This window comes from Luteitalea sp. (assembly GCA_009377605.1).
GTDB lineage: Bacteria > Acidobacteriota > Vicinamibacteria > Vicinamibacterales > Vicinamibacteraceae > WHTT01.
The window spans coordinates 1-15,479 of record WHTT01000115.1 but is presented as its reverse complement, the minus strand read 5'-3'; the positions used below and the strand labels follow the sequence as shown (position 1 = coordinate 15,479).

Annotated in this window: 9 protein-coding genes; 4 read left to right on the top strand and 5 right to left on the bottom strand. The window is 62.8% G+C overall.

Annotated elements, in window-relative coordinates:
• Positions 1–326 precede the first annotated feature (326 nt).
• From GEV06_25240 to GEV06_25225, 4 genes are read left to right on the top strand one after another with little or no spacing between them, the layout of a single operon-like run.
• A complete protein-coding gene (locus tag GEV06_25240; GenBank protein ID MPZ21175.1) occupies positions 327–3,089 on the top strand; it encodes a TonB-dependent receptor plug domain-containing protein in 2,763 nt (920 codons plus the stop codon).
• Positions 3,090–3,097: 8 nt separating this feature from the next.
• A complete protein-coding gene (locus tag GEV06_25235) occupies positions 3,098–3,811 on the top strand; it encodes a hypothetical protein (protein ID MPZ21174.1) in 714 nt (237 codons plus the stop codon).
• A gap of 27 nt (positions 3,812–3,838) precedes the next feature.
• Positions 3,839–5,662 (top strand): silent information regulator protein Sir2, encoded by a 1,824-nt coding sequence (locus GEV06_25230; GenBank protein MPZ21173.1) that lies wholly within the window; start codon positions 3,839–3,841, stop codon positions 5,660–5,662.
• A 6-nt stretch (positions 5,663–5,668) separates the two neighbouring features.
• Positions 5,669–8,068, top strand: coding sequence for a PQQ-binding-like beta-propeller repeat protein (locus GEV06_25225; GenBank protein ID MPZ21172.1), 2,400 nt, complete (start codon positions 5,669–5,671; stop codon positions 8,066–8,068).
• Positions 8,069–8,093: 25 nt separating this feature from the next.
• On the opposite strand, the gene GEV06_25220 is transcribed toward GEV06_25225, so the two are convergent.
• From GEV06_25220 to GEV06_25200, 5 genes are all read right to left on the bottom strand, one after another.
• The gene (locus GEV06_25220) at positions 8,094–9,062 is read right to left on the bottom strand and encodes an amidohydrolase family protein (protein MPZ21171.1); all 969 of its coding nucleotides are present in this window, start codon (positions 9,060–9,062) and stop codon (positions 8,094–8,096) included.
• 46 nt (positions 9,063–9,108) lie between these two features.
• Complete coding sequence (locus GEV06_25215) at positions 9,109–12,528, bottom strand: DUF5107 domain-containing protein (GenBank protein ID MPZ21170.1); 3,420 nt, start codon at positions 12,526–12,528, stop codon at positions 9,109–9,111.
• 69 nt (positions 12,529–12,597) lie between these two features.
• Positions 12,598–13,884, bottom strand: coding sequence for a TRAP transporter large permease subunit (locus GEV06_25210; protein ID MPZ21169.1), 1,287 nt, complete (start codon positions 13,882–13,884; stop codon positions 12,598–12,600).
• The gene (locus GEV06_25205) at positions 13,881–14,393 is read right to left on the bottom strand and encodes a TRAP transporter small permease subunit (protein MPZ21168.1); all 513 of its coding nucleotides are present in this window, start codon (positions 14,391–14,393) and stop codon (positions 13,881–13,883) included. Before GEV06_25205 ends, GEV06_25210 begins: the two co-directional genes overlap by 4 nt.
• The gene (locus GEV06_25200) at positions 14,390–15,382 is read right to left on the bottom strand and encodes a DctP family TRAP transporter solute-binding subunit (protein ID MPZ21167.1); all 993 of its coding nucleotides are present in this window, start codon (positions 15,380–15,382) and stop codon (positions 14,390–14,392) included. The genes GEV06_25205 and GEV06_25200 overlap by 4 nt, the downstream gene beginning before the upstream one ends.
• Between the last annotated feature and the right edge of the window lie 97 nt (positions 15,383–15,479).

The following is a 15,479-nucleotide window of genomic DNA, read 5'->3' as shown; positions in this document are numbered from 1 at the left end:
GAGGGGACATTTCTATTTCGCTAAGAACGGGGACATTTCTATTTCGCCTTGACATTTCGCCACCGACCGCTTGACAGGGCACTTTGTAGTGCACTATCATCTCTCACCTCAACGCAATAGCAGGGTTGCCTGACTCGGATTCCCTTCCGGCGGGCCCCAACGTGGCGCGGCGGACCTGTCGAGAGGACGCCGATGCTCGCGCGTGCCCGTCTTTGCTGGTTGCCGGGTGAACGTCCGCCAACGTCCCCGCGTGGCGCAGGCCTCCGTCAACCGGACGCCACGCGACACGTGCGCTCCCCGGCGCTCAAGAGGAGTGAGGTGGAACAATGACAGTGAAGCTCGCGTGGCGCACGAGGATGGTGGGGATGCGATGCGCTGCTGCCGTGGCCATTCTTGCACTCGCTGGACTGTCGACCACGGCCCGTGCGCAAGTGCTCTATGGATCCATCGTCGGAACCGTGACGGATTCCTCCAATCTCGCCGTTCCGGGTGCGACCGTGGTCATTACACACGGTGAGACCAATCAGTCCCGTGAAACGATCACCAATGAGACGGGAGGCTACACGTTCCCAAACGTTGCCGCTGGCACCTATCGGGTCGACGTGTCGTTACCGGGGTTTCAGCCGTTCAGCGCGCGTGATGTCCTCGTCCGACTCAACGCCACCGTTCGTGTCAACGCGAGGCTCAGCGTGGAAGCGCTCGAAGAATCGGTGCGCGTCTCTGCAAATGCCGCCCTCCTCCAGACCGAGACGGCCGCTGTTCAATCGCAGTTGGTCCGCGAGACGCTCGAGAACATCCCGGTGAACGGCAGGAGCTTTCAGAGTCTGCTCGTGCTCACACCTGGCGTTGCGCAGCCGAACTACTTCCAGACCGGCGGCATCAACAACCCTTCTCGCTCGATGCAGATTTCCGTGAACGGAGCGCCCAACCAGAACACCGTCGTCCGCATCGATGGCGTCAGCGCCACGAATCAGTGGATCGAGGGCCTGCAAGCCTACAGCCCCGCCATGGAGGCCATCGAGACGGTCAACATCGTCACCAACAGCTTCGACGCGGAGCAAGGGATGGCGGGCGGTGCGTCGGTGAACGTCCAGATCAAGAGCGGCACCAACACCCTGCAAGGCTCGGCGTTCGACTATCTGACGACCGCGGCATTGCGCAGCCGCAACTTTTTCCTGCCACGCGATCAAGAGAAGATCAAAGACGACAAGAACGTGTTCGGCGGGACCATTGGCGGCCCCATCAAGCGCGACAAGCTCTTCTACTTCGCCAGCATCGAGTCAACGGTCCAGCGGACGGTCGGCGGCCCCTACGCGACTCAGGCGTCCGGCTCCGCAACGCAGTTTCTCTCACTCCCGCCCGCAGCGATTCGCGCTGGCGACTTCTCGTCGACCGGCACGGTTATCTACGATCCGTTGACGGGCGCCGCGGACGGAACGGGCCGGATGCCCTTCGCGTTCGCCAACTGCCCCGGGCTCACGTCCTCCGCCGGCCCGCGGTTCGACGCGTGCAACTTCATCCCGGCGAATCGGATCGACCCCGCCGCCAGGAGCATCCTGGCGCGGCTGCCGCAGCCGACGCTTCCCGGAAACGCGAACAACTACTTCGCCACGCCGGACTACAATTCGAACTTCCACAAAATCGACACGAAGCTGACGTGGAACGCGAATAGTCGGGTGAACGTGAACACCCGAGTCAGCTATCTGCCGAGCAGCGAGCGCGCCTCCGGTCTTTACCCGGCCGTCGGCGGAGAGGAGCTCAATCCGTTGGCGCTCGGCACGACGCTCGACTCGAACGTGAGCAGTGCGTCCCTATCGGCAACGGCAATTGTGTCGTCGAACTTCGTCATCGACGGCCTCTTTGGGTTCACCCGGCAACACACGTATCACGAGCCGCCAGGACCGCCGACGTGCTGGGGCGCGGAGGTCGGCATTCCGAACGCGTGTCAACCGCCGCTGCAGCGTGACTATGCCCTACCGCGCATCGACATCGCGGGCTGGAGCTCCTACGGAAACGGCACGTTCCCCAACGACAACACGGGATCGGTCTTCGACTACCTCGACCCGCAGTGGCAGTGGGTCATGAACGCGAGCTGGAACAAGGGCAGCCACAACATCAAGTTCGGCCTCGACGTCCATCGACTGCACATGAACCATTACGAGATCGTCGCGCCGAATTTCAGCTTCACCGGTGGTGCGACGGCCCTCAACGGCGGCGAGAGCCAGAACCTCTTCAACTCGTACGCGGACTTCCTGCTCGGGCTGCCCAACTCTCGGAGCACCGCGCTGCAGAACCCGCTGATCGACGATGACAACGGAAGCCAGGAGCGGTCCGCCACGCTCCGCAGTTGGGAATATGGCCTCTACATCCGCGACCAGTGGCAGATGACCCGCAAGCTCACCGTCTCCGCAGGTCTCCGGTGGGAGTACTACCCGGTCCCGATGCGTGCCGATCGGGGCATCGAGATCTTCGATTTCACGACCAACAGCGTTCTGCTCTGCGGCGTCGGGAACAACGACCCGACGTGCGGCATCACGGTCCAGAAGAACTTGTTCACACCGCGCGTGGGCGTCGCGTATCGGGCCACCGATTCCTTGGTCATTCGCGCCGGTTTCTCGCGCAACCCACAGAACCAGAACATGGTGAGCTTCCGGCTTCGCAACTTCCCAGTGCATGTCGGTATCACCGATGTGGGTGAAACCCCGTTTACGCCGGTGGGCAGCATCAGCGACGGATATCCGGCGTTGCCAATCATCGACGTCGCGAGCGGTAGCCTCGCGCTACCCGCCGGAGCGGGCGTCACGACGCTGGAGAACACGGATACGTTCATGCGCGGCCACATCACGTCGTTCAACGTGTCCGTGCAGAAGCTGCTCCCCTACGACATCACGGCGCAGCTTGGATACGTCGGCAGCCGCCAGAACGACATGATGCGCGGCCAAAACCTCAACTACGGCCAGATCGGGGGCGGACCGGCGAGCCAGCCGTTCAATCAAGCCGGCTTACCGGGCGGGGTGCAGACGACCGCGGCCATCAGCGCGATTCGCCCGCAGGGCGTGTCCAATATGACTCGCTGCAGGCGAACGTGACCCGCCGGATGAGCGACGGATTCCAGCTCAGTGTCGCGTATACCTTTGCCAAGGCCACCGACTGGTGGGCTGGCAACATTGCCATCCCAGAGTTCTGGCAGCTGAACAAGGGCGACCAGAGCAACTCCACGCCGCACAAGCTCGACGTGTCGGCCATCTACGAGCTGCCGTTTGGCGCCGGCAAGCCTTTCTTGAATCGGGGCGGCGTCGTTGCCACGCTGGCTGGCGGGTGGCAAGTGAACGCGCTCCTTTCGGCGCGCTCCGGGACGCCATTCACTATCACCGCGAGCGACGCGTCGCTCAACGCACCCGGGAGCGGCCAGCGTGCCGATCAGATCAACCCGGCAGCGATCCTCGGTGGTGTCGGTCCCGATACGCCGTACTTCGATGTCACCGCCTTCGCACCGGTCACCGAGGCGCGCTTCGGCAACGCCGGTGTGAATACCTTGCGGGGACCCGGCGCAGTCAACCTCGACGCTGGCCTCTTTCGCACGTTTGCGGTGACCAGCGGCGTCAATCTGCAGTTCCGGCTCGAGGTGTTCAACGTGACGAACCGGGCGAACTTCCTGAACCCGAGCGGCACCAACGTGTCGAACCTTCAGCTCAACCCGGACGGCTCCGTCCGGGCGTTGAATGGATTCGGCGTGATCACCGGGACGAACGCCCTCGGCCGCGAGTATGCGGAGCGCTACGCCCGGCTGGGGCTGCGATTGAGCTTCTGAAACGGGCACCGTCAGGGAGTCATACGCATGCACGCTCTACGCGTTAGCCTGGCTCTAGCAGTGGCAGCAGCAGCGCTGTCGCCATGGTGGCCTCTGAGCGCCGCCGACGCACCTGAAACGCTGGACCGTGGATTGGTCGCCGTGCCAACCGGACAGAACGAGGTTTACGTCGGTTGGCGGCTACTGAAGACCGACCCGTCAAATGTCGGGTTCAACGTCTATCGGTCCACGGCCGGCCAACCTGCGCTCAAGCTGAATGAGACACCCGTAACCGAATCGACGAACTTCGTCGACAGAACGGCGCCGCTGAGCCGCGAGAATGCATGGTCCGTGCGAGCGGTTACCGAGGGCAGTGAGCAGGATGCATCGGATGCCGTGCGTCTGCTTGCGAATGCCCCGACGAGACCGTATGTGACAATGAAGCTGCAAGGCGACTACTCGCCGAACAAAATTGGCATCGCCGATCTGGACGGCGACGGCAAGCTAGATTTCGTGGTCAAACAGCCTGGCTCCAGCATCGACCCAGGCGACAGCTACTGGCGTCGAAGCACCGACACCTACAAGCTGGAAGCCTATCGAAACGATGGCACCCTCCTATGGCGAAAAGACCTTGGCTGGAATATCGAGATGGGCATCTGGTACTCGCCGATGGTGGTGTTCGACCTGAACGAGGATGGTAAGGCAGAGATCGCGCTGCGAACGGCGCCGACCGACGTCGACTATCGTGATGCGGACGGGCACATGCTGACCGGGCCAGAGTATCTCTCGATCCTGGACGGCATGACAGGTAGCGAAATCACCAAAGTCGATTGGATTGCAAGAGGCAACGTCGCAGATTGGGGGGACGAGACCGGAAACCGCGCATCGCGCCACATGGTGGGCGTCGCCTATCTCGACGGCAAGCGCCCGAGCATCGTCGTTCATCGCGGAACCTACACGACGATGAGAGTCGATACGTACAATCTCGTCGACGGCCAATTGAAGAAGGTGTGGAGCTGGAACGGAGACGATGAAGATCCGCAGGTCCGCGGGCAGGGGATGCACGGCATGAAGGTCGCGGATATCGATGACGATGGGCGCGATGAGCTCGTGCTCGGGGCGGCAGCCTTGGACGACAATGGCACCCTACTCTGGAACACGGACCTCGGACACCCGGACGTCGTCTACGTGGCGGACGTCGATCCTGATCGAGCCGGCTTGGAAATCGCCTATGGGGTCGAAGTGCGGCGAAAGGAGAATGGTATCTGTCTCGTCGAGGCGCGCACGGGCAAGATCATCTGGGGCCTCCAGGAGCCGACGACACACATCCACGATCAGGGCATGTTGGGCGACCTCGACGCAGGCCATCCAGGCATGGAATTCTACGGGGTGGAAGCCGACGGCTCACAATTCTGGCTCCACAACGCACGCGGCGAACGGTTGGGCGCGGAAGATCTCGGTGGCATCAGTCCGCGAGCCCTGTATTGGGATGACGGCCCCATCAAGGCCTATATCCCAGGGCGTTCGAGGTTCAGGCGCCCTGCAGGCTCACGCACCCAGAGAGCCGCAGATCGGCCCCGTCCACGGCCTTCTGGCGTCCCGGAGAGATCACGCATTGTGAAGTACAAAGGCCCTCAGCTCGGTGAAATCGAAGGACGCATCGTCGGTTTGGCCGACATCGTCGGCGACTGGCGCGAGGAGGTCGTCACGGCAGTCGACGGCGAGCTTCGCATCTACACGACAACCATTCCAGCCACGTCACGGCGCGTGGCGTTGATGCAGGACCGCGTGTATCGGATCGACACCGCGCTCCAGGCAATGGCGTACTTCTACCCGCCTCAGGTCGGCGGCACGTTGTTCGATGTGAGGTGACCGGGTTTGCGGATCCTGTGGAAACCCGCTGGAGTCCTGGCGCTCGTCAGCGGTGTCACCTTCGCCGGTGCGGCGGGTATGTCAGGCCAGCAGCCGCAGGCGCCTCCACGATTGGAGGGCGCCAGTCCCACTGACGGCCCGCGCGTCTACGGGACTCTCTGCGCGTCGTGCCACGGGCAGGCCGGCGAAGGCGGTAGAGGGCCCGCTGTGGCGGGCAACCGCCGCCTGCAGATCATGTCAGACGAGGAGCTGCAGAATCTCATTCGCAACGGCACGCCCAACGGCATGCCGGGGTTTGCCTCGTTGCCTCCCGACGAGCTCGAGGCGGTCACTGCCTTCGTTCGCTCACTCAACGCGCCGCTTCGCCAGGAGGAGCCCGACGGCAACGTCAGCGCAGGCGAAGTGTTCTTCTTCGGCCAGGGCGAATGCGCGTCATGCCACCTCGTGCTCGGCCGCGGTAGTCCGGCCGGTCCAGATCTTTCTCACATCGGCGAGCAGATGACGCTTGCAGAAATGAAGGAGGCGCTTCTCGATCCCTCGGCCACGGTCGCAGAGGGATACGCAACGGTCAGTGTCCAGAGCGAGGATGGTCGCGCGCTCCGCGGATTCGCGCGGAATGAGGGGAATCACGTGCTCGCGCTGCAGACGTTGGACGGCCGCCTGACGGCTTTCGACAAGCGGTCGGTCAAGGTGACGCGTGAGAGCGGCTCGATTATGCCCGCGCTTCGAGCAAGTGCGACGGAGCAGCGCGATCTGCTCGCCTATCTCATGAATCTTCGTGGAGGCAGACCGCCGGAACGAACAGACGCGCCGGCACCGACAGCCTCGGCCTTCGAAGAGATTCAGAGCCCGAGACCTGGTGATTGGCCAACGTATCACGGGCGGCTGAATGGGAATCGATACAGCGCGCACGAGCAGATCAATACAGCCAATGTCGGTCAACTCTCCCTCCAGTGGGTCCATTCGCTGCGGAGCTTCGACATCGAGATGTCACCGCTCGTGCTCGACGGCATCATGTACATCACGGGACCGAATCAGGTCTCTGCGCTGGATGCCACGTCGGGGCGGGAAATCTGGCGCTACTCGCGTCCGCGGACACCGGGGCTCCGCGGCGACGCGGCTCGGGGCTTCAATCGGGGCGTCGCGGTTCTCGGAGAACGCGTGTTCTTCGTCACCGACAACGCCCATCTGCTCGCGTTGAGCCGGGTCAACGGCGCGTTGCTGTGGGAAGTCGTGCTGCCCGAAAAACCGGAGATGCCGTACGGAGGCACCATGGCTCCGCTCGTGGTGGGAGACCTCGTCATAGCAGGAGTGTCTGGCGGAGACGAGGGGATCCGGGGATTTCTCGCCGCGTACCATGTGAGCACCGGCAAGCAGGCGTGGCGCTTCTGGACGGTCCCCCTGCGCGGCGAGGCGGGCTCTGAAACATGGCAGGGCGATGCAAACCTCGAAGAAGGTGGCGGCGCTACCTGGCTGACCGGAACGTACGATCCCGACACGGGCACGCTCTACTGGCCGACCGGCAACCCCTACCCGGACACCGACGGAAGCGGACGGCAGGGCGACAACTTGTACACCAACTGCATTCTGGCGCTCGACGTGAAGACCGGACAGCTTCGCTGGCACTACCAATTCACGCCGCATGACCTGTGGGACTGGGATGCGCAGTCGCCACCGTTGCTGATCGATGCGCCCTACCAGGGCCGCCCGCGAAAGCTGCTGCTCCAGGCGAACCGGAATGGCTTCTTTTACGTGCTGGATCGAACCAACGGCGACTTCCTGGGCGCCACACCGTTCGTGGAGAAGCTCACCTGGGCCAGCGGGATCGGACCGGACGGCCGCCCTCGGCTGCTTCCGGGCAACGTGCCGGACGAAGAGGGCGTGACAACCTGCCCGGCCATCCGGGGCGCGACGAACTGGATGTCCAGCTCCTACAGTCCACAAACAGGGCTCTTCTACGTGATGGCAGTGGAGAACTGTTTCCTTTATCGCAGCACGATGTTCGGTGGAGGGCGTAGAGCTGGCGCGGGACGGGCGCCGGCAACGCCGCCGTCGGTGGAGCGTCCGGCCAACCGGCGCTCACGAAGACGCAGCGGATCGATGGCGCTCCGCGCGCTCGATATCGAAACGGGCCGTGTCGTATGGGAGGTTCCGCAAACCGGCGGCACCAACAACTACGCAGGCACCCTCTCGACAGCCGGCGGTGTAGTGTTCTATGGCCAGGCCACTGGGGAATTCGCAGCCGTCGATGCAAAGAACGGCTCCCATCTCTGGCACTTCGAAACACAGGAGCCGTGGAAGGCATCGCCCATCACCTACATGGTCAACGGGCGGCAGTACGTCGCCATCGCATCCGGTGCGAACGTCCTGGCGTTCGCGCTGCCGCGCCATCGCTCTCCCCGCTAGCCAGGGCGGTCGGGCGTGGAGGTCGCTAGGAGACCGCGCTCGGCTGGGACGAGTCCCGCTTCACCCACTTGTAGACGCGGGTCGAGTTCCTCCAGAAGTACTTCTCCGCGACTGACGGTCGCTTCGTGCGAAAGTACTCCTTCGCGATCGCCACGACCTTGTCGAGCGACGTCACACCGTCGCTGTTTGGCCAATCACTACCAAAGAGCACCCGATCCTCGCCAAAGATTGAGATGAGCGCGTCCAGGCGGGCTCTGTGTGCGTGGAGCTCGGTCGAGACCCGATCGTTCACGCGGTGGATGATCTGCGACAGCTTCACGAAGACCTGCGGGCGCTGCCCGAGCTCGCGCAGCACGCCGTCGTAGGCGGCGCGTTCCGCTTGTGCCGCTGGCGGCTCCAGTGCCGGTAAATGATCGAGGACAACGCGGAGCGTGGGCACCTTGTCGGTCAGTCGGACGATGCCTTCGAGCAGCGGGACACGAGGATTGGCCGTGTCCAGCACCAGGTCGGCGTCCGCGAGCAGCTTCAGGCCGCTGATGAACCGAAGGTTGCCGACCTCGGCCGCAAGGTCTCGCTTCCACAGGTTTCCGTATCGGATTCCCCGGAACAGCGGATGTTTGCGGTACCGCTCGAGGTACTCTGGAAACTCCGGCTTTTGGGGCTCGAGGTTGCCGATCACACCAACGATGATGGTGTCTCGCTGGGCAACTTCGAGCACCCAGAGGTTGTCCTCGATCCAGGGGCTCGCCTCGACCTTGATCGCGCCGACGATACCGAGCGGTACAGCCAGCTTGCGATATCTATCAGGATATGCGGGTGCCGGTGCCACGCCCCGTGGCCCACTGTACGGAGCGCCTTGCGGCCGTGTTGGGTCGAAGAGATGGATATGGGTATCGATGACCGGGATGGACGCGGACTGCGCCTCCACCTGCCGCAGGTTAGCCGCGACAGCAGCCGTCGTCACAACCCCCGTCAAGAATGTGCGCCGTGTCAGCTCACCCCTCCAGCCGTGGACAAGGAACCGGGTACCGGTTCCTTTTTCAGTTGCTGATAGTCGCCAATACGGTCTTGGCGCCGAGCAGATCGGGGCTCAGCTCGAGCGCTTCCTTCAGGACCTTCGCGGCTTCTTCCTGCCGGTTCAGCCCAAGGTGTGCCAAGCCAGCCACATAGTGCGCCGTCGCATCCCGGCGTCTGCCAGACGTCCCCCGGACGAAGCCGTCCGAGTCATCCTCTGCTTCCGACGCTTCTGCGAGCGACCGGTTCGCAAGATCCAGCAGCTCCTTCAGGCTTGCTTCGGCCTGTTCCTCCTCTCCCAACTGACGAAGCGCAAGCGCCTGATAATACCGCTGGTCGGCGCCAACGAGCGCTCCGCCACGACGCCGTCTTTGCGTTGATTCCGCTGCGGAAGAGGCCAGCTTCCAGGATTGTCGAGCGCCCTCCTGGTCACCCATGCGTTCCTTCGCAATCCCAGTCCAGTAAGCTACCTCCGCGTCGCGACCACCGAATCCGAGACGCTCGGAGGTGAGGGTGTCGGGAAACCGCAAGGCCGTTTGGTAGTCGGCCACCGCCTCCTCGTATTGTTCGGCGGCGAGATGCCGATGGCCGCGCAGGAGGTGCGCATCGGTCCAGGGGTCCGTCACGTTGAGCGTGCCACCCTCCCAGACGCTGAACTGGTTGCTGCTGAGCAACTGAATCGCCTCGTCTAGCTTGCCCACGATCACCTTGAGCGAGATGGCCCGCGCGAGCGCGTCATCGCGTTCAGCCACGACCTGCTGATTCTTCTCGAGAATCTCTAGGCGCTCCTCGGGAGGCTTGCCGGTCGCCTCATACAACTGGTCGAGCTCCGTGAAGTGCATGGCGTACTTGCGTCCAGGCAGAGAAACCGCCTTCTCGAGACTGGCAATTGCTTTCTCCGTGGAACTGGCCTCGTTCCGATGCGCATAGGCAATGGCCAGGTTGCGGTGCACGACAGGGAAGGTGGGATCGACCTTCGCAGACTGCTCCCACATCGCGACCGCTTCTTCCGGCTGCCAGTCGTACAGGAGATTACCGAGATAGTACGGCGCTCCGGCATCGCCTGGATTGGCGTCGATGGCCGCCCGAAGCACGATCTCGGCCTCCCACTGGAACGGGAAGACGTACTCGCGAGGCACCTGCTGAGCCAATTCGTAGTAGCCCTCTGCTTTGTCACCTTTGCCGAGCCTCTCGCTGAAGTAGGCGAGATAGTAGTAGATCATCGGCGAGACCCTCGAGTCATCGGGCGCCGCTGTGAGCGCGTGTGCCAGCACGTCCACCCCGTCCTGCCAAAGCCCTGCGTTCAAATACTCGGCAGCCGTCTCTTGAGCCGTGGCAGGATGCTCCTTGAACGTCTTCGCCAAGCGCTCCGCGTGATCTGCCTCATGAGTTAGGAGCCAACGTTCAGCCATCGATCGCACATCGAGCGGATCGACCGCTTGCAGGGCCTCATCGAGGGCAACGAGCGCCTCCTCCCTGCGATCGAGGTGGCGCAGCAGCGCAGTCTTGAGGTTCCAGGCTCGAAGGTTCAACGCGTTTGCTTCCAGTGAGCGCTCGGCATAGCGCAGTGCGGCCGCGTGATCGCCTTGCGTGGCGGCGATTTCCGCGATGGCGTAATAGCCTGGAGCCCGCCAGGCCATGTTCCAGGTCGACTTGTACAGATAGTCGAACGCCTCGTCGTGCTTGCCTTGCGCCTTCAGCGTGAGACCAAGGTAGTAGGTGGCTCCCGCATCCTTTGGCGTGGCGTAGCGCGCGGCGAGCCGCTCGAGCGCCTTGCGGAAGTGCTGCTCCGCCTCTGCGTACCGGGCCTTCTTGAAACGGTTGATGCCGAGCGCTGTGTTGGCTCGTGTGTCACCCGAATCGCGCCGCAGCGCCTCTTCCCAGTACGGGTCCGGCTCGAGCGAGGCATTGTGGAACTGCTCGATCCAGACGCCCGTGAGATAGAGCTCATCGATCGTTTCGATCTCCTCCGGGGCCGGCGGATCCGTCTCGACCGGCTCCGGCATCTCCTTGGGCTCGAGACGAACCGGTTGATAGGAGACCAACTCCTTGCCGGCCACTGTCAGTGATGCTCGCAGGTCGTGCTCCTTCACGCCATTCGGGAGTTGGACCTTCTGCACGAAGGGCCTGGCTGGATCGATGGCAACGCTTTGATCGAGCAGCAGACGATCACCCGCCTCGAGTCGGACCGTCGCTTCAGGGTACGCTGCGGTGGCATAGAAACCGACCTCCGCGGCCTCGCCCTCGACGTCGAGATTCACGGCGGCGTCAAGATTCGCCTGCTTGGCACCGCCGATGTCCCGAAACGGGTACCAATACATCGAGAACGACTTGGCCTCGTACGGCTGGAGCCAGCTGTAGTCAGGCTGATTGTCGGAGTACGCACCGACCATGATCTCCATGTAAGGGCCATCCTCATCGGTGAGGATGCGGTCCCACATGCGGCCGCGCGGGCCGTTGCCCCACGTCCAGAACTTCTTGCCCGGCGCGATGTGATGATCGACGATGGCCATCGTCCCCGCCTGTTTGCCGTGGTCGTAGCCAGCCACGAAGTCGTCCTCGTAGTTCCACGCAAACACCGAGTTCGCCGCGCTGTGGTTCTTGTACCAACTGATGTCCACACCGTCAGTGAAGTCGCCGGAGCCATAGCTGGAATCAGAGATCGGCCACCGCGTGAACTCCCGCTTATGGTGATGCGTGCCGAACTGCGTGCTCGGAGGGAAGATGACCTGATAGCTCTCGTCCACGTGCACCGCGACGTTGGCAAAAGCGAGCATCGTGTGCACGACTGGCGTGCGATTGACAATACGCAGCTTGGCCTCCAGGTAGGCCTTACCTGGATGCAAGGTGTAGCCAACCGCCCAGCGCATGCGGTGTCGAATCTCCAGCTCTCCCACCCACACCGTCTTACTTCCGTCGTCATTCTCCTCGATACGGTGCTGAACCGGAATGAAGGTCGTCGCGCGATGATGGTGCGGAATGTTCCACTCGATGCCGCCGGACATCCATGCGCCAATCAAGCCGATGAGCGCCGGCTTGATGACGTTCTGGCGATAGAAGAAATGGTAGTTGTTCGTCTTGTCGAAGCCCTCGAAGATCCGGCCGCCGATCTCCGGCAGCACACCAATGCGAACGTATTCGTTCTCGAGGTAGACCATCTTGTAGGTCTTGTCCGTCTTCTTGTGAGTCAACGCATCGTAGAGCGGATAGGGGTAGACCCTGCCCTCCGCTCCCTGCGACTGCCGGCCGAAGAAGAACATGGGGTTGGGCTCAGGATCCCCGGCGAGATAGGTGGGAATCACCACGTCCTCTTCCCACACGCGAACTCCAGATTCCCGAACTGGGTGGTCTGCAGTGAAGACAACCGAAGCAGGTATGACGATCAGGATGGTTGCGCAAGCGAGCAACATTGCACGGTGGATGCGATGTCTATTCATGGGCGGCATCTCCGTTTGCCAGTGCAGAGAGCGTTCGACGACATTCTCGGTTCGTGGACAGTAGAGTGTAGCCGACCTTCAGTCGGGGTAGAAGAGATTCACCAATGCTAGTGGAATCGCGGGCACATATGTAACCAACAGCAAGGTACAGATCAAGGCCCCGATGAAGAAGATGTTGGCCTTTGTCACCTCCCAGAGATCGGTCTTCGCGATCGCGCAGGCGGTCATCAGAACGCTGGCGACCGGCGGTGTCTGCTGCCCAATGCCGAGGTTGAGGGTGACGATGACCCCAAAGTGGATCGGATCGATGCCGACCGCTGTCACGAGAGGCATAACAATCGGCACGACCAAGACAATCGCCGCGGCGGCATGCAGAAAAGTGCCGATCACCAGGAAGAAGACGTTCAGCAGCGCGAGCACCGCCACCGGCTCGTCGGTCAGACCGACAATCGCTGCGGCGACCCGCTGCGGCGCTTGAATCGACGTGAGATGGTCACCCAACAAGGCGGACGCCGCGACCAGGAGCATGATCACAGCAGTTTGTATGCCGCCTTCCACGGCGGCAACGCGCAACTCCGCGAGGTTGAGCTCTCGATAGATGAGGGTACCAATGAGAATCGCCGCCAACACAGCGAGACCGGCGCCCTCCGTGGGCGTCGCAAAGCCGCTGAAGATGCCGCCGAGCACAATCACCGGCAGCAAGAGCGCCCAGCCGGCCTCCCGCAACGCCTGCCTCAGGCGCTCGAGTCGAAACGCTTCCTCCACTGGGAAGTTGCGCCGGACGGCGATCGCGTATGCGACGGCCATCATGAGAGCCCCACCAATCAGACCGGGCGCGATGCCGGCGACGAACAGCTCGACCACCGAGCTGCCGGCCATCACGGCGTACAGGATCATGGGAATCGACGGCGGGATCACAACGGCGAGCGTGGACGCAGAAGACGTGACTGCCGCGGCGAAGGGGGCAGGATAGCCCTTCCGTTTCATGCCGGGAATGACGATGGAGCCGAGCGCCGCAACGCCTGCCACAGCGGAGCCGGATACCTCCGCCAGGCCAATCGATGCCCCAATCGTCACCATCGCCAAGCCGCCCCTCATGAACCCGACCAGCGCGGAGGCCAGGGCGATGAGCCGGCGTGAGATGCCGCTGGCGTTCATGATGGCGCCGGCGAGAATGAACAACGGAATCGTAATGAGCGCGAATCCCGTGGCAGAGTCGAAGAGAATCAGCCCAACGTTGGGTAACTCCTCGACCCCAGAGGTCAGCACCATCGCGACCACCGACACGGTGGCAAGCGCAATAGCGATTGGCACGCCGATCACGATGAGCAACAGCAGCGCGATCAGCAGCAAGAGGAGCGTCATGACACCTCCTCGCCCACAGCCGCAGGCGCTGGCCCCTGCTTCACCTCTGCCACGCTGACGAGCTCTGCCACGCTGAGCAGCTCTGCCACAATGAACAGGACCCCGCTGACAGGGATCACTGATTGAGTGATTTGTCTCGACATCCAGGGGAGGCTCGTCAGATAGAAGCCATCGAGCACCGCAACGACTTGCCATCCGGTCCAAGCCGCGAGCGTGACGAAGCCAATCACCACCACCTCTCGTATGGCGATCAGCGGCCATCGCAGCCCGGAAGAGACCGATTCGACAAGGGCCGGATATCCGATGTGAGCGCGCCGCAGCGCGGCTAGGCAGGCACCGTAGTAGGTCAGCCAGGCGAGCAGAATCGACGCGACCTCGTCGTACCAGACCAGCGGCGCCCCGACCTTGCGAAAGAGCACACCGCTGACCACCACGAGCGCCAGGAGCACCATCAGCACCAGCACAATCGTCTCGAGCAGCCGCTCGAACGCGTGTCGAAATCTCGTCATCGGTCGTTCTCGAGAGTGCGTGCTCTCTCGATCCACTCCCTGCCACTGGGAACCGCCTCGGCGAACTGCTCGTAGAAGCTACGGCTGGCTGTGAGGAACCGGTCGCGATCCACCTTGTTGATCTGCATCCCCACACGCCCGAGCTCGGCCAATACCTCCCGGTCCATCCTCGCCGCCGTTCGGTCGGAATACGCCTGCGTCTCTCGCGCAATCCGCTCGATGGTCTCGCGAACGCCAGCCGGATGGCTCGCCCACTTCTCGGCACCGACCGTGACGTAGACCGGACTGTAAACGTGATTGGTGAGCGAGAGAAACCGCTGCACTTCCTGGAATCGGGAGGCGTGAATCTGCTGGAGCGGATTCTCTTGCCCGTCGAGCACGCCCGTCTGCAGCGCCACGAAGACCTCCGTCAGCGACATCGGCGTTGGACTTGCCCCGAACGCCTGGAACAACCCGACCCGCCAATATCCCTTGGGCGTTCTGAGCTTGATGCCTCGCAAATCTTCCGGCGTGACAATGGGGCGTCGGTTGTTGGTGATCTGGCGGAATCCGTGCTCCCACAGTGCCAGGATCTTGTAGCCCTTCTCTTCGGCGAACGGCTCGAGGTGCGGCCAGAAGATCTCGCGCTCGATGCGCCGCACGTGCTCGCGATCTTTGACGAGGTACGGCATCTCGAAGAAGCCAAAGGCCTCGACTGTCGATGACACCACCGTCGATGGAATCGCGAAGTCGACGGTCCCCAATCGCAACTTGATCAGCAGGACCTCGTCGCTCCCGAGCTGACCGGCTCCAAACACCCTGATACGAGCGCGTCCTGCGAGCGCCGCATTGACGCGGCGGGCGAATTCTTCCGCCGACAGCGCCACCAGGGATCCAGGTGACGAGGCGTGCGCCAGCTTGAGCTCGATGATGGACGAGGAGGCCTTTGGTGCGGTGCCCTTGAGTGGATGGAAGGCCCGTCTGTTCCGCGCTGAAGTCGTAGGCACCATGGGAGCCGTGGATCGAGGTCGATCGGAAGATGTCGTTTCGCCACTCGACGCCAGCCTTGTACGTGTGGTCGTTCCGGGCGTGCGTGACGTTGACCAG